Source organism: Bradyrhizobium dasycarpum (assembly GCF_042019905.1).
GTDB lineage: Bacteria > Pseudomonadota > Alphaproteobacteria > Rhizobiales > Xanthobacteraceae > Bradyrhizobium > Bradyrhizobium japonicum_B.
On the sequence record NZ_CP169574.1, the window covers coordinates 4,019,909 to 4,033,980 of the forward strand.

At 66.5% G+C, this 14,072-nt stretch carries 15 protein-coding genes; 6 read left to right on the forward strand and 9 right to left on the reverse strand.

Annotation, left to right across the window (positions count from 1 at the left end; translation table 11 throughout):
* The first annotated feature begins 17 nt into the window (after positions 1–17).
* On the forward strand, positions 18–626 hold the full coding sequence (locus tag ACETMP_RS19370; RefSeq protein WP_375157437.1) for a gamma-glutamylcyclotransferase: 609 nt from the start codon (positions 18–20) through the stop codon (positions 624–626).
* Here ACETMP_RS19370 and ACETMP_RS19375 read toward each other — a convergent pair.
* The 4 genes from ACETMP_RS19375 to ftsE form a co-directional block, all read right to left on the reverse strand.
* Entirely contained in the window at positions 623–1,396 is a 774-nt protein-coding gene (locus ACETMP_RS19375) for a lysophospholipid acyltransferase family protein (RefSeq protein WP_375157438.1), read from the reverse strand. The genes ACETMP_RS19370 and ACETMP_RS19375 overlap by 4 nt on opposite strands.
* 46 nt (positions 1,397–1,442) lie before the next feature.
* On the reverse strand, positions 1,443–2,147 hold the full coding sequence (locus tag ACETMP_RS19380; RefSeq protein WP_375157439.1) for a YdcF family protein: 705 nt from the start codon (positions 2,145–2,147) through the stop codon (positions 1,443–1,445).
* A 72-nt stretch (positions 2,148–2,219) separates the two neighbouring features.
* Positions 2,220–3,188, reverse strand: a complete 969-nt coding sequence (locus ACETMP_RS19385) for a cell division protein FtsX (protein WP_375157440.1) — start codon at positions 3,186–3,188, stop codon at positions 2,220–2,222.
* Entirely contained in the window at positions 3,181–3,840 is a 660-nt protein-coding gene (ftsE, locus tag ACETMP_RS19390) for a cell division ATP-binding protein FtsE (protein ID WP_018646542.1), read from the reverse strand. The genes ACETMP_RS19385 and ftsE overlap by 8 nt, the downstream gene beginning before the upstream one ends.
* Before the next feature lie 200 nt (positions 3,841–4,040).
* Between ftsE and ACETMP_RS19395 the strand changes: the two genes are divergently transcribed.
* Both ACETMP_RS19395 and ACETMP_RS19400 read left to right on the forward strand, forming a co-directional pair.
* The gene (locus ACETMP_RS19395; RefSeq protein ID WP_375157441.1) at positions 4,041–4,919 is read left to right on the forward strand and encodes an MJ0042-type zinc finger domain-containing protein; all 879 of its coding nucleotides are present in this window, start codon (positions 4,041–4,043) and stop codon (positions 4,917–4,919) included.
* A gap of 45 nt (positions 4,920–4,964) precedes the next feature.
* Positions 4,965–5,339 carry a response regulator gene (locus ACETMP_RS19400; RefSeq protein ID WP_375157442.1) on the forward strand — a complete coding sequence of 125 codons (375 nt, stop codon included), beginning with the start codon at positions 4,965–4,967 and terminating at the stop codon, positions 5,337–5,339.
* Between the two features lie 139 nt (positions 5,340–5,478).
* On the opposite strand, the gene ACETMP_RS19405 is transcribed toward ACETMP_RS19400, so the two are convergent.
* Together ACETMP_RS19405 and ACETMP_RS19410 are read right to left on the reverse strand one after the other, a co-directional pair.
* Positions 5,479–6,624 carry a DUF4175 family protein gene (locus tag ACETMP_RS19405; RefSeq protein ID WP_375157443.1) on the reverse strand — a complete coding sequence of 382 codons (1,146 nt, stop codon included), beginning with the start codon at positions 6,622–6,624 and terminating at the stop codon, positions 5,479–5,481.
* Positions 6,612–8,561 carry a TIGR02302 family protein gene (locus ACETMP_RS19410; protein WP_375157444.1) on the reverse strand — a complete coding sequence of 650 codons (1,950 nt, stop codon included), beginning with the start codon at positions 8,559–8,561 and terminating at the stop codon, positions 6,612–6,614. Before ACETMP_RS19410 ends, ACETMP_RS19405 begins: the two co-directional genes overlap by 13 nt.
* A gap of 177 nt (positions 8,562–8,738) precedes the next feature.
* Between ACETMP_RS19410 and ACETMP_RS19415 the strand changes: the two genes are divergently transcribed.
* Together ACETMP_RS19415 and ACETMP_RS19420 are read left to right on the forward strand one after the other, a co-directional pair.
* A complete protein-coding gene (locus ACETMP_RS19415) occupies positions 8,739–9,122 on the forward strand; it encodes a carboxymuconolactone decarboxylase family protein (RefSeq protein ID WP_028134137.1) in 384 nt (127 codons plus the stop codon).
* A gap of 119 nt (positions 9,123–9,241) precedes the next feature.
* A complete protein-coding gene (locus tag ACETMP_RS19420; protein WP_375157445.1) occupies positions 9,242–10,132 on the forward strand; it encodes an NAD(P)-dependent oxidoreductase in 891 nt (296 codons plus the stop codon).
* 103 nt (positions 10,133–10,235) lie between these two features.
* Here ACETMP_RS19420 and lysA read toward each other — a convergent pair whose 3' ends face one another.
* The 3 genes from lysA to argH all read right to left on the reverse strand — a co-directional run bounded on the left by lysA (position 10,236) and on the right by argH (position 13,305).
* Positions 10,236–11,501, reverse strand: a complete 1,266-nt coding sequence (gene lysA / locus ACETMP_RS19425) for a diaminopimelate decarboxylase (RefSeq protein WP_257197762.1) — start codon at positions 11,499–11,501, stop codon at positions 10,236–10,238.
* A 23-nt stretch (positions 11,502–11,524) separates the two neighbouring features.
* The gene (locus ACETMP_RS19430; protein WP_375161937.1) at positions 11,525–11,815 is read right to left on the reverse strand and encodes a lipoprotein; all 291 of its coding nucleotides are present in this window, start codon (positions 11,813–11,815) and stop codon (positions 11,525–11,527) included.
* A 92-nt stretch (positions 11,816–11,907) separates the two neighbouring features.
* On the reverse strand, positions 11,908–13,305 hold the full coding sequence (argH, locus tag ACETMP_RS19435) for an argininosuccinate lyase (protein WP_375157446.1): 1,398 nt from the start codon (positions 13,303–13,305) through the stop codon (positions 11,908–11,910).
* A 101-nt stretch (positions 13,306–13,406) separates the two neighbouring features.
* On the opposite strand from argH, the gene ACETMP_RS19440 reads away from it, so the two are divergent.
* The gene (locus ACETMP_RS19440; RefSeq protein ID WP_375157447.1) at positions 13,407–14,072 is read left to right on the forward strand and encodes a TlpA disulfide reductase family protein; all 666 of its coding nucleotides are present in this window, start codon (positions 13,407–13,409) and stop codon (positions 14,070–14,072) included.

Genomic DNA, 14,072 nt, shown 5'->3' on the forward strand with positions numbered 1-14,072 from the left:
TGGTAGCCGTGCCCGAAATGTCGGAAATCACCCTCCCCTCCGTCACCACCGCCAAAGGCGACCTCTGGGTGTTCGGCTACGGTTCGCTGATGTGGCGGCCGGGCTTCGACTTCGAGGAGCGCGTCCCGGCGCGGCTGGTCGGCGAGCATCGCGCGCTCTGCGTCTATTCCTTCGTGCATCGCGGGACGCCGGAGAAGCCGGGCCTGGTGCTCGGGCTCGATCGCGGCGGCGCCTGCCGCGGCATCGCCTTCCGCGTCGCTGAAAGGAATCGCACCGAGGTCGTCGCTTACTTGCGCGCGCGCGAGCAGGTCACCTCGGTCTATCGCGAGGTGATGCGCTCGGTGTGGCTGGAGAACGACGCGCGCCAGCGCGTCTCCGCGCTCACCTATGTCGTCGACCGCGGCCATGCGCAATATGCCGGCCGCCTCTCGCTCGCCGAGCAGCACCGCCATGTCCTCCAGGGCCATGGCCAGTCGGGCGCCAACCGCGACTATGTGACCGCGACGGTGAAGGCGATCGAAGCCGAAGGCTTTCGCGACACGCAGCTGCACCAGCTTGCATTGATGCTGCATGGCGATGCGCATTCCCTGCACGCGGGTCAAAACGAAGACCGCGAAAGCCGCTAGCCCTCTGCCGGCCTGTAGCTCGGCGCCGAGCCGATCAATTGCTCCTGCTCTTTCCGGCCTGCTTCGACGAGGCGGCCGGTCGCATCCTCGATGGCCGTCTGCACGCGGGAGAGAAACTCGTCTTTCGGCAGGCCCGGCGGCAACGGATCGAGGAACTCCACCACGAGCGTGCCGGGATAGCGCAGGAAGGTGCGGCGGGGCCAGAACAGGCCGGAGTTGAGCGCGACCGGCAGGCACGGCACGCCGCAGGACGAATAGATCTGCGCAAAGCCGGTCTTGTAATCCGGCGGCGCGCCGGGCGCGCGGCGCGTGCCTTCCGGAAAGATCACGAGTTGCCGGCCGCTGCGCACCGCCTCGCGCGCCCGCCGGGTCATGTCCAGGAGCGCCTTCACGCCGGCATTGCGATCAATCGCGATCATGCCGGTCTTGACCAGGAACTGACCGAACACCGGAATCTGCATCAGCTGACGCTTGAGGATGAAGATCGGGCGGTCGAAGAAGCCGGGCAGCACGAAGGTCTCCCAGAACGACTGGTGCTTCGCCACGATCACCAACGGCCCCTGCGGGATCTTCTCCGTCCCCCGGAATTCCACCTTGATGTTGCAGACCACCCGCATCAGGACCAGCGTCGCCTTCGCCCACCATTCGGCGACCGTCAGCATGGCGCGTGGCGGCAATGCGAAGGTCGGCAGCGCCACGATCGCAAGGCATACCAGCACGGCGTAGAACAGCACGTTGAACACGAGCGAGCGCAGGAAAATCAGGAACATCGATGGTCCATCAATTTGCCGGTCAACTGGCGTCTCAATTGGCACGTCAATTGGCTTGGGCGGTGGCGGGCCGCTTTGGCTGCCGACCTGCAGGCTGCTCCGATATCTCGGGCGAAAGGTCAATCCCGAAATCCTCCAGCCGCACCCTGAGCTCGGCCGCGAGGTACTTGACATATTCCGACAGCAGCAGCCGCAAGGTGGACGCCGAGGTCCACCACGGTTCCTCGCGCCATTTGTCGCCGACCACCGCGAACGGGATCAGCGCCGTCTCCGGCATCGCATGCGAGAATTCCACCAGCGCGCGCGGCATGTGGTAGTTCGAAGTGACCACGATCAGCGACTTGAAGCGGCGCCCTTCGGCCCAGCGCCGCGCCTCCGCCGCGTTGCCGCGGGTCGAGAGCGCGGTGCGGTCGAGATCGACGCAACAGGTCATGAAGGACTGGTTCTCCGGCAACGTCCTGGAGATGTCGTTCGCCGTCGAGGTCGGGTGCACGCCGGAGATCAATAGTCGCCTGCCGTAACCAGCGGCGAGCAGCGCCATCGCATCCGAGACCCGTGAGGAGCCGCCGGTCAGGACCACGATGCCGTCAGCCTTGCGGCTCGGTGCGATCTCGGCGCCGCGCAATTGCGACAGGAACGCGACGAAGCCCGCCGCGGCGCCGACGAAGGCCAGCGCAATCGCCGACACGATTGCCGCGCGCAGCCAGCCGCGCGGCAGTTTCGGCGATCGATCGTCGGTCGGCGAGGTCATGCGATGTCGGTGATCCCTTCCCTGACTGATTTTAGGATGTTTTGAGGCGAAGTGGAGTCCGGTATCTCAACCCTAGTCGACGTCGTTCAAGGTCGCGAACAGCGTCTGGCGCGAGGCCACCGCGGTGATGGCGCCGATCAGCACGGCCTGGACCGCAAGCACGATGTAGCCGGATGGCCGCAGCGAGAAGGTGCCGAGCAGCGCGGCGAACTGGTCGCCGACGGGGGTACCGGAAAACCAGCCGGCGATCGACTCGGAGAAGCCGAACACCAGCATGGCGGCGCCGCCGCCGATCACCCCGCCCTCGAGGCCGAGCCTGAGGAAATGACGCAGGAAGTGATTGGCGATGTAGCGGTCGCCGGCGCCGACGAAGTGCAGCACCTCGACGATCGGGCGGTTCGCCGCCATGGCGCCGCGGGTCGCGAACGAGACGGAGATGATCGTCGCGACGATGACGAGCGCGAGGATGCCGAGGCCGGCGAGCACGGTGGCGTTGGTCATCGAGCGCATGCGCTCGATCCAGGCGCGGTGATCGTCGACGCTGGCGCCCGGCGCGACCTGGTTCACCCGCGCGCGCAAGGCCTCGAGATCGAGCGGCGTGCCGGGTTGCACGCGCGCGATGATCATGCGCGGCACCGGCAGATCGTCCATCGACAACCCGGTGCCGAGCCAGGGTTCGAGCAGCTTGCCGCTCTCCTCCTTGCTGAACGGCTTGACCTCGACGACGCCGGCTTGCGCGCGCATCGCCTCCGTCACCGCTGCGGTGTCGCGTTCGAGATCGCGCCCGGTTTGCGGACGAACCTGGATGGTGATCTCGCTCGCCACGTCCGACTGCCATTCCGCGGCGGAGGCGCTGACCAGCAGCACGGTGCCCGTGGCCATCGACGCGAGGAAGGTCATGATGGCGACGACGGCGACCAGGGCCCGGCCCTGGATCGAGGCGCGCGGCACGATCGGCGACATGTTGCGCGCCTTGGCCGGCAGCTGCGGACGCTCCTGCCCGAGGTCGACCATCACGCCGCGCTCGTCGGTCCTACTCATAGACGTGCAACCGTCCCTGGTGCAGCACCAGCCGCCGCGCCTCATACTGGTCCATCAGGCCGATGTCGTGGGTCGCGATGATGACGGCGGTGCCCGATTTGTTGAGCTCGATGAAGAGCCGCAGCAGGCGGCGTCCGAGCGTCGGATCGACGCTGCCGGTCGGCTCGTCCGCGAGCAGCAGCTGCGGCCGCGAGATCACGGCGCGCGCGATCGCTGCGCGCTGCTTCTCGCCGCCCGACAGGATCGGCGGCAGCGCGTCCATGCGGTCGCCAAGCCCGACCCAGCGCAACAGGTCGATCACCTCCTTGCGATAGCTCGACTCGCTGCGGCCCATGACACGGAACGGCAGCGCGACGTTCTCATAGGTCGTCATGTGATCGAGCAGGCGGAAATCCTGGAGCACGATGCCGATGCGCTTGCGCAAATCCGCGATCTCGTCCTTGCCGAGCTGCGAGATGTCGTGGCCGAACAGATTGACGAGGCCCCGCGTCGGTCGATGCGACAGGAACAACAGGCGCAGCAACGAGGTCTTGCCGGCACCCGACGGGCCGGTGAGGAACTGGAACGAGTGCGCCGGGATCTGGAAGCTGAGGTCGCGCAGGATCTCCGGCCCCAGGCCGTAACGCAATCCGACATTTTCGAACCGAACCAAGTTCAGCTCCGTTCGAGAGGGGGCGCGGGTCGCGTGGCTGCGCTCCGCCGGCGCGATCAACGGGTTTTGCCGCCGTTATGGTTTCCGGTTCGTTAACGGTCGGCCAGTAGCATATTGGCAGCATCCTGGCCGCCCGGTTCTTCCGGCGGGGTCAGGGGCAAGACCTCGTTCAATCCTGGTTCATGCATCAAGGCTCGTCCATGCATATCGTCTGCCCCCATTGTATGACATCCTACGCCATCAAGCTCGCGAGCCTTGGGGCGAACGGACGGGCGGTTCGCTGTTCCCGCTGCAAGGAGACCTGGATCGCCCATGCCGAGGATGCCATCGAGGAGGCGTCCGTCCCGGCCATGGCTGCAGCCAGCCAGGCTGATGACCAGTCCGACCTCGCCGAGCAGTGGAATTCCTATGCCACGGACGATAGCGCCACCGATGCGCCTGTCGTCGACAGCCCCTCGATCGCCAGTGACTGGCCTGAGGAAGAAGCCAGGGAAACCGAGGACGAGTGGTCGGCAGCGGCCCGGGAGGCCGAGCAAGAGGTCGCCGGCGCGCAGCACCATTCCTGGTTCCGCGGCCTGTTCCACCGCCGCGGTGCGCGGGTCAGCCGCCCGGTGGCCACTGCTGCCCCGCGAAAATCCTATTTCGGCCTGCCGACCGCCTGTGCCGCCATGGGCGCGCTGGTGCTGGCGCTGGTGATCTGGCGCGGCGACATGGTGCGGCTGCTGCCGCAGACGGCGGCCTTCTACAAGCTGGTCGGGCTCGAGGTGAACCTGCGGGGCCTCGCCTTCAAGGACGTGAAGCTGTCCAGCGAGACCGTGGACGGTAAGCAGGTGTTGGTGATCGAGGGCGTGATCGTCGGCGAGGGCAAGAAGCCGCTCGACATCCCGCGGCTGCGCTTTGCCGTGCGCGACGCCCAAGGAGCGGAGATTTACGCCTGGAATACGGTGCTGGAGCAGACCGTGCTGCGGCCCGGCGAGCGCGCCTTCTTCCGCTCGCGTCTCGCCTCGCCGCCGCCGGAGGGCCGCAATATCGACGTCCGCTTCTTCAACCGGCGCGACATTGCCGGCGGCAGCGTATAATCAACCTCGCAAGGCCCGCGCGGAGTTGATCCCAAGGTTCCTCTCATGCCGAAAATCCTGATCGCCGACGACGAGGATTCAATGCGCACGCTGGTGGCGCGCGCCATTGCCATGGACGGCCACGAGACCGTCACCGCGCAAGACGGCGCCGAGGCGCTGGAGATCCTGAGCCGCGAGGACGGCGCCTTCGACCTGCTGCTCACCGACATCCAGATGCCAATCATGGACGGCATCGCGCTGGCGCTCTCCGCCGCGCGCGACTTTCCCGACCTGACCATCTTGCTGATGACCGGCTTTGCCGACCAGCGCGAGCGCGCCTCGAACCTCAATGCGCTGGTGCACGACGTCGTAACAAAGCCGTTCTCGGTCGCCGACATCCGCACCGCCGTGGCGGATGCGCTGGCGGCGAAGAAGGGGTAGCGGCAGTTGCCACATATTCCCCTGTCATGCCCCGGCTTGACCGGGGCATCCAGTACTCCGCAGCCTCTCGGCTGAATCAAGGCGGCCTCTGGAATACTAGATCGCCCGGTCAAGCCGGGCGATGACACCGAGTGTAACGCTAGAAATCCTTCAGCAGGCGCTCGATGTAATCGAGCTCGATCTGCGGGCGCGAGCTGTCCCCTAAGCGGCGGCGGAGCTCTTCGAGGATGCGCCGGACGCGCTGGGCGTCGATCTCGCCGGGGATCTTGACGGTGTAGTCGTCGCTGAGATCGCGGCCGTGAAGCGGGCGCCCCAGCGGATCGGTCTGATTGCCGCCGCTCTGCTGACGGCCGGCCCGATTGCCGGGGCCATCGCCCTGCCCGTCGCCGTCGCCCTGCTGCATCGCTTCGGCCATCTTCTGCGCGCCCTTGCGCATCGCCTCGAGGGCCTTGCCCTGCGAGTCCACGGCACCGTCGGCGTTGCCCTCGCCGAGCTTCGAGCCGGCATCGCCCATGGCGCCGTCGGCGGCGTCGAGGCTGCCGTCGTCATCGCCCTGATCGCCGTCCTGATCGCCGCTCTGACCGGGGTCGCCCTGCTGGCCTTTCTGGCCCTGCTGCCCCTTCTGGCCCTTTTGTCCCTTCTGGGCGAGACCGCGCTTGGCGAGCTCGTCCTGCAGCTTCTTCAGGCGGTCGCGCAGCGACTGCTGATCCTGCTGGAGGTCCGACATCGACTGATCGCCCTGCTGCTTGCCGCGCGAACGGTCACGCCGGGAATCCTGACCCTGCTTGAACGTCTTGTCGCGCAATTGCTGCTGCTTGCGGATCATGTCGCTGAGCTCGTTGAGCGCCTGCTCCATCTCGCTCTCGCCGGATTGCCCCGGCTGCGCCATCTGGAGATTTTCCATGATCTGCGCGAGCTGCTCGAGCATGCGCTGCGCTGCCTCGCGATTGCCCTCGCGCGCTGCCTTCTCGATCTGCCGCAGGAGGTCGTCCAGATCCCGCTGCGTGATGACGGAGCGATCGCGACTGGAGGATTGGCTCCTCTCCGTGGCCCGCTTGTATTCCTCGAGCTTCTGAATGGCGTCGGACTGATTGCTCAGGCTCTTGCCGGATTCCCTCTGCCTGAGGCTGTCGCCGGACTCCTGCATCGCCTTTTCGGCGCTGTCGAGCAGAGCATCGGGATCCTGGTCCTGCTGGGCCACGACGGGAGTCACGCTTCCCAACAGGAAGGCGAGGCAGGCGACCGATATCGCCTGCAAGACTGGCACGCGTGCTAGCTTCCGCATTTCCGGTCCCGCGTAAACTGGTTGGTCCTGTCGTCCCCCGCCTTGTTGGCACGGCTGTTGGCCGACTTCCGATAGGCCTGAAGCTGCTCGCGCAAGGTGTCCTGCTGCTGCGCCAGGTCTGCAAGCTGCTCGGGCGTCGCATTCTGGGTCTTCTGTCGCAGCTCGATCGCCTTGTCGAGGATGAGCTGGACCTCGGCGGGGAACGGCTGCCGCGCACCGAGCGGATTCTGTTCGGCGCGCCGCGCGAGATCGCGCACCTTGCCGGCCATGGCCTCGCGAAGCTTCTGCGTCAGCACCCTGATCTCATCCTCGCTGGCACCGCGGTCCAGCGCCGCCTTGAGCGCATCCTGCGCCGAGCGCAGCGCGGCGTTGACGCTGCCGGCGACACCGTCGTCCTCGATGGTGACCGCGAAGGCCCACATGCTCGCCACCACGTTGCGCAGGGCATCGTCGGTGCGGGCGGCCTCGAGCTGGGTCGCGAGGCTGCGCAGGCCGAGATAGCAGCCGGCGTCCGGCGTGAACAATTCGGGTGCGATCAACAGGGCGTCGAGCGCGGTGTAGACGTCCGAATTCCTGTTGGCGTCGAGCGCGAGGATGCGGCGCTGCTCGATCAGTGCGCGCGCCAGCGAGTTGGTGAAAAGACGCTCGGGCAGGCGCATGTTGAACGGTTCGCTTCTGGCCTCGTTGCCGGCCTCGTCCTTGGCGGTGAGTGTCAGCGTGACGTCGGCGCCGGCATAGGGATCCTCGCTGAGGTCCTTCACCGTCTGGCCGACACCGTTGCGGGTGCGCGCGTTCGGCAGCACGAGCGGGAATTGCGGCGGCTGGAACAGCGGCCGCGGCGCGGCCTTGCTGTCGGAATCCTTGCTGCCATCCTTGACGGCATTTTTGGCGTCGTCGGGGCGCAAGCCGATCTGCGCCTCGGCGCCGGTCACGCCGTAATCGTCCTCGATCTTGTAGGAGAGCTGGAGGCCCCCGCGCGCCTGGCGCTCGGGATCCTTGGCGAGCACGATCGTCGGCGCACGATCCGGCGTGGCCGCAAACGCCCATTGCGGCTGGCCGGAGGGCGCGCGCACATGCGCGGTGCCGTCGGCGCTGATGGTGAAATGCCTCTCGTTGGTCCCCTTGGGCGCGGCTTCCGCAGGCGCGACCTCCTTGAGGCCGCCGGAGACGGTGACGTCCAGACTGCCGCCGGAGGAGCGCACGATCAGGGTCGAGCCGGCGGGAACGGCAAGCGGACCGGAGGCGGGCAGGGCCGCGGCCTCCTTGTTGGCGGCCGACAGGATGACCGGCGGCTTGCCGGTGTAGAGCGGCGGCGTCACCCAAGCGTCGACGCGAACATTGGCGGGCGCCAGCACGCCATTCCAGTCGAAGGCGGCCCCGAGCCGCATCGCGCGCTCGTCGCCGGCGGCGAAGAAGGTCGCGACCAGCATCACCATGACCAGCGCGCGCAGCGCCCAGGGATCATGCAGCGCGAGCCGCGGATGCGGCAGACCGGCGCGGATGCGCTTGATCGATGCCAGCGTGCGTTCGCGCTGCGCCTGCCACAGCGCCTGTGCGACCGGATCCTGCGAGGACAGCGTGTCCGTCAGCGTCGTGGCCGGGCGATGACGGATACCGGAGCCACGGTCGAGCCGGCTCAATGCCTCTTCGCGGCTCGGCCAGCGGAAGCGAATCAGGGGCAACAGCACCGCAATCGCAATGCCGCCGAAAACGACGAGACCGATGGCACGGGCGATGAAGGGCAGCGCGAGCCAGAGGCCGGCCCAGGACACCACCAGGAACAGGCCGACGACGGTCAGAAGCCGCGCCAGATGTGGCCAAGCACGCTCCCACGCGATGGCATAGAGGGCCCGGTCCAGGGCCTGCGCCAGCTTCAGCCGCGACAGAGCATCACTGTTGCGGATCGGGTCTGACGGGTCGGGGGTGACGCCGTTCAATCAACTCTCCAGGTTGCCCGGTAGAGAGGAGCCTATCACAACGGCAGCACTGAGGCATCCGTTCCGGTACGGGAGATACCCCTTTTCCCGCATAACACGAGGACGTGACTGGCCCGGCCCAACCCCGTAATTTCCGCGCGCCAGCTCAGGGAACACAAGGGAAGCAAGGGAAACGCCATGGACAAGAAGATGCACGACAAGGGCCTGGAAGTCCGCAAAGCGGTGCTGGGCGAGGCCTATGTCAACAACGCCCTGAAGAACGTCGACGACTTCAACCGTCCGTTCCAGGAGATGCTGAACGAATATTGCTGGGGCACGGTGTGGGGCCGCGAGGAGCTGCCGCGCAAGACCCGCAGCATGCTCAACATCGCCATGATCGCGATCCTCAACCGCCAGCACGAATTCCGCGCCCATCTGAAGGGCGCGCTGACCAACGGCGTCACCCGCGAGGAGATCCGCGAGATCCTGATGCAGGTGGCGATCTATGGCGGCATGCCCGCCGCGGTCGACAGCTTCCGCATCGCGCGCGAGGTGTTCGCGGAGATCGACGGCAAGGCGTGAGATGCAGCGCCAATCTCCGCTGTCGTCCCGGGGCACGCGGAGCGCGAACCCGGGGACGACAGCGGGGATGGAACGAGCACTTTCCCGACACCAAAAAAGAAAGAAAATAAGGAAGCACCATGGACATCGGATTCATCGGCCTCGGAAACATGGGTTTCCCGATGGCGCGACGCCTGATCGAGGCAGGGCACAGGCTCGTCGTGTTCGACACGCGCAACGAGGTCGCGGGCAAGCTCGTGGCCCTCGGCGCGACGGCCGCGACATCGCCGAAGGACGTTGCCGATCAGGTCGAGACCGTGATGGCGAGCCTGCCCTCGCTGCAGGCTTCGCTCGAGGTTGCGACGGGAGCCAACGGCGTGATCGAGGGCAGCCGGGCAAAACGCTTCGTCGACCTCTCCACCGTCGGCTCGGCGATGGCCGTGAAGATTCACGGCCTGCTCGCCAAGCGCAACATCGTGCAGATCGACTGCCCCGTCTCCGGCGGCGTCGGCGGCGCCGAGAAGGGCACGCTGGCGGTGATGGTATCGGGCCCGAAAGCGGAGTTCGAGCTGCTCAAGCCCGTCCTCGACGTGATCGGAAAAGTGTTCTTCATCGGCGAGAAGCCGGGGTCGGCACAGACCATGAAGCTCGCCAACAATTTGCTGTCGGCCACTGCGATCGTGGCAACGTCGGAGGCCGTGGTGATGGGCGTCAAGGCCGGGCTCGACCCCGCCGTGATGATCGACGTCATCAATGCCGGCTCGGGCATGAACACGGCCAGCCGCGACAAGTTTCCGCGCTCGGTGCTGCCGCGCAGCTTCGATTTCGGCTTCGCCACGGGACTGATGGTGAAGGACGTGCGGCTGGCGCTGGAGGAGATGAAGCAGCTCGGCCTGTCGATGGAGGTCGCCGACGCGGTCGGGCGGTTGTGGGAGACGATCATCAGCGCGGAGGGTGCCGAATCCGACTTCACCGCGGCGATCAAGCCGATCGAGACGAAGGCGGGGGTCGTGGTGGGCGGAAAAAAATAACGCAGATCCCGTAGCCCGGATGGAGCGCAGCGTAATCCGGGATTGTTACGGCTCGACCAGAACCCGGATTTCGCTGCGCTCCATCCGGGCTACGATCACCGCCTCACAGCCACGGCGCCGGCTTGTCCATCGCAATGAGCTGCTCGACCTCGATGCGCGGGCGCACCACGGCGTACTGATCGTCCTTCACCAGCACCTCCGGCACCAGCGGCCGGGTATTGTAGGTGCCGGCCTGCACCGCGCCATAGGCACCTGCGGTCATGATGGCGAGGAGATCGCCGGGCGCGGGCGTCGGCAGCGTGCGGTCGAGCGCGAGATAGTCGCCGGTCTCGCAGACCGGGCCGACGACGTCGGCGATGATGGTTGCGGCGCCTCTGGCGGGCTGCTTCACCGGCAGGATGTCGTGATGCGCCTCGTACAGCGTCGGGCGAATGAGGTCGTTCATCGCAGCGTCGATGATGACGAAATTCTTGCCGTCGCCGTGCTTCACATAGATCACCCTGGCGACCAGGATGCCGGCATTGCCGACGATCATGCGGCCCGGCTCGAACATCAGCGTGCAGCCGAGATTGTGGCTGACGCGCTTGACCATGGCGGCATAGGCGGCCGGCTCCGGCGGCGCCTCGCGGTTCATGTCGTAGGGAATGCCGAGGCCGCCGCCGAAATCGACATGTGAGATGTCGTGGCCGTCGGCGCGCAGCGTCTGCACGAACTCGGAGAGGATGCGGAACGCGGTCTCCATGCCGGAGAGGTCGGTGATCTGGCTGCCGATATGCACGTCGGTGCCGGTCACCTCGATGCCCGGCAGCTTGGCGGCGCGGGCATAGACCTCGCGGGCGTGCACGATCGGGATGCCGAACTTGTTCTCGGACTTGCCGGTGGAGATCTTGGCGTGGGTGCCGGCATCGACATCGGGGTTGACGCGGAGCGAGATCCGCGCGGTCTTGCCCATCTCGGTCGCAAGCCGCGACAGCAGCTCGAGCTCGGGTTCGGATTCGACGTTGAGGCAGAGGATGTCGGCGGCGAGCGCAGCGCGGAGCTCCGTTTCGGTCTTGCCAACGCCGGAGAACACGATCTTGCTGGCGGGAATGCCGGCGGCCAGCGCGCGCTTCAACTCACCGCCCGAGACCACGTCGGCGCCGGCTCCGAGCTTGGCCAACGTGCGCAGCACCGACTGGTTCGAGTTCGCCTTCATGGCGTAGCAGACCAGTACCTTCTCGCCGGCGAAGGCATCCGCGAAGACGCGATAGTGCCGCTCCAGCGTCGCGGTCGAATAGCAATAGAACGGCGTGCCGACGGTCGCTGCCAGCTCGGACAGGTTCACCGCCTCGGCGTGCAGCACGCCGTTGCGGTAGTCGAAATGGTTCATGGCTTAGGCTCGGTTGTCCCGGCTCATTTCTTGCCGGGAGGTTCGTCCAGGAGCGGGTCGAGAATAAACGATTTCTTCCGGCCCTTGGCCGCCGCGGGCGCGGCATCCGCACCGGAGGTGGGGTTGAACACGCTCGGCGTCCTCTGGGCTTCGGTCTCGGTATCAACCGGCGCGGCACCGTTGACCGTGGAGGCATTGGCGGTCGGCGGCAGATCGAGCGGTCCCTTGCGGCCGCAGCCGGCAAGCGCGAGCGCCGTCAGGCTCAAGACAATGATGGCCCACCCCGAACCGGCCGGGCGAAACTTTGACGTCACGACGAAATCCCCACTACGCGGCCGCACCATACAGAGATTGGCGCGCTCTGGCGAGAGCCGGATGACCATGAAACATCAGCGAAATTTTATCCTCAGCCCGATTTTCGCTCTTTTTCCAGCCGCTTCGCCCAAGCCTTGGCCTGGGACGCCACGTTCTTCGGCGCGGTGCCGCCGAAGCTGGTGCGGCTCTTCACCGACGATTCGACCGAGAGCACGCCGAACACGTCTCTGGTGATCTCAGGCTCGATGGCCTGCATCTCGCTCAGCGACAGCTCGTGCAGCGCCACGCCGCCCTCGGCCGCCTTGGCGACGATGCGACCGGTGACGTGATGGGCCTCGCGGAAGGGCATCTTCAGCGTCCGCACCAGCCAGTCGGCGAGATCGGTCGCGGTGGCATAGCCCTCGCCGGCAGCGGCCTTCATCTTGGCTTCGTCGGGAACGAGGTCGCGGACCATGCCGGTCATGGCGCGGACCGCGAGCGACAGCGCGGCAAAGCCCTCCATGGCGCCCTGCTTGTCCTCCTGCATGTCCTTTTGATAGGCGAGCGGCAGGCCCTTCATCACGATCAGCAGGCCGTTGAGCGCGCCGATGACGCGGCCGGTCTTGGCGCGCACGAGCTCGGCGGCATCCGGATTGCGCTTCTGCGGCATGATCGAGGATCCCGTGGTGAACTTGTCGCTGAGCCTGACAAGGCCGACCAGCGGCGAGGTCCAGATCACGATCTCCTCGGCAAAGCGCGACATGTGCACGGCGCAGATCGAGGCCGCCGACAGCGTCTCCAGCACGAAGTCGCGGTCGGAGACGGCATCGAGCGAATTCGCCATCGGACGGTCGAACAGAAGCGCCTTCGCAGTTGCGTGGCGGTCGATCGGGAACGAGGTGCCGGCGAGCGCAGCCGCGCCGAGCGGCGATTCGTTGAGACGCTTGCGCGCATCCTGGAACCGGCCGCGATCGCGCGCAGCCATCTCGACATAGGCGAGCAGATGATGGCCGAAGGTCACCGGCTGTGCGGTCTGCAGATGCGTGAAGCCGGGCATCACGGTTGCGGCGTGCTCCAGCGCACGCTCGACCAGCGCCTGCTGGAACGCCGCGAGCGCCGCATCAGTCTCGTCGACGATGTCACGGACATAGAGACGGAAGTCGGTCGCGACCTGGTCGTTGCGCGAGCGCGCAGTGTGCAGGCGGCCGGCGGCGGGGCCGATCAGCTCGGACAGGCGGCTCTCGACATTCATATGGATGTCCTCGAGCGCGCGCTTGAACTCGAAGCCGCCCTTGCCGATCTCTGACAAAATCGTGTCTAGACCCCTGGCGATATTTTTCGCATCAGAACCCGTGATGATGCCTTGGCTGGCGAGCATCGCAGCGTGGGCCTTGGACGCGGCGATGTCCTGGGCGTAGAGGTGACGATCGACGTCGATGGAGACGTTGATCTCTTCCATGATCTCGTCGGGACGTTCCGAGAACCGGCCGCCCCACATCTTGTTGCTCATGATCCCCTGCTCACGCCTCGATTTGCCGCACGTTTGCCGGCCGCAGCCAGCCGTATTAAGAGGCCCCTGATAGCCATATCTGCGACCGGATGACAAACGATATGCTCGACCAGAAGCCCTCCGCCACGCGCCGGGTCCCCCTCGTGATCGCCATCGTGGCGATCGGCGGCCTGGCCGGCTTTGCCGCGCTGTACGGGCTGGGCCTCGGCCGGTCGCCCGCAGGCGATCCGACCTGTCGGCCGGCGGTGGCGACGGCGCAGAAAATCGCCCCGCTCGCCCATGGCGAGGTGGCGGCGCTGGCCATGGCGAGCGCGCCGCTGAAGCTGCCCGACCTCGCTTTCGAGGACGCCGATGGCAAGCCCAAGAAGCTGTCAGACTTCCGCGGCAAGACGCTGCTGGTGAACCTCTGGGCGACCTGGTGCGTGCCGTGCCGGAAGGAAATGCCGGCGCTGGACGAACTGCAGGGCAAGTTGTCGGGCCCGAATTTCGAGGTGGTGGCGATCAATATCGACACCCGCGACCCCGAGAAGCCGAAAAACTTCCTGAAAGAGGCCAACCTGGTCAGGCTCAGCTATTTTAGCGATCAGAAAGCCAAGGTTTTTCAGGATCTTAAGGGCATAGGCCGGGCCCTAGGCATGCCGACCTCGGTGCTGGTCGATCCGCAGGGCTGTGAGATCGCGACGATCGCGGGGCCGGCGGAATGGGCCAGCGAGGACGCGCTCAAGCTGATCCGGGCGGCGACGGGCAAGGCCGCCGCAGCGCTCTAA

Excerpts from the sequence above, each read along its gene's own strand:
- ACETMP_RS19370 (WP_375157437.1), top strand. The coding sequence starts at position 18 with ATGTCGGAAATCACCCTCCCCTCCGTCACCACCGCCAAAGGCGACCTC.
- ACETMP_RS19375 (WP_375157438.1), bottom strand. The coding sequence starts at position 1,396 with ATGTTCCTGATTTTCCTGCGCTCGCTCGTGTTCAACGTGCTGTTCTAC.
- ACETMP_RS19380 (WP_375157439.1), bottom strand. The coding sequence starts at position 2,147 with ATGACCTCGCCGACCGACGATCGATCGCCGAAACTGCCGCGCGGCTGG.
- ACETMP_RS19385 (WP_375157440.1), bottom strand. The coding sequence starts at position 3,188 with ATGAGTAGGACCGACGAGCGCGGCGTGATGGTCGACCTCGGGCAGGAG.
- ACETMP_RS19395 (WP_375157441.1), top strand. The coding sequence starts at position 4,041 with ATGCATATCGTCTGCCCCCATTGTATGACATCCTACGCCATCAAGCTC.
- ACETMP_RS19400 (WP_375157442.1), top strand. The coding sequence starts at position 4,965 with ATGCCGAAAATCCTGATCGCCGACGACGAGGATTCAATGCGCACGCTG.
- ACETMP_RS19405 (WP_375157443.1), bottom strand. The coding sequence starts at position 6,624 with ATGCGGAAGCTAGCACGCGTGCCAGTCTTGCAGGCGATATCGGTCGCC.
- ACETMP_RS19415 (WP_028134137.1), top strand. The coding sequence starts at position 8,739 with ATGGACAAGAAGATGCACGACAAGGGCCTGGAAGTCCGCAAAGCGGTG.
- ACETMP_RS19420 (WP_375157445.1), top strand. The coding sequence starts at position 9,242 with ATGGACATCGGATTCATCGGCCTCGGAAACATGGGTTTCCCGATGGCG.
- lysA (WP_257197762.1), bottom strand. The coding sequence starts at position 11,501 with ATGAACCATTTCGACTACCGCAACGGCGTGCTGCACGCCGAGGCGGTG.
- argH (WP_375157446.1), bottom strand. The coding sequence starts at position 13,305 with ATGAGCAACAAGATGTGGGGCGGCCGGTTCTCGGAACGTCCCGACGAG.
- ACETMP_RS19440 (WP_375157447.1), top strand. The coding sequence starts at position 13,407 with ATGCTCGACCAGAAGCCCTCCGCCACGCGCCGGGTCCCCCTCGTGATC.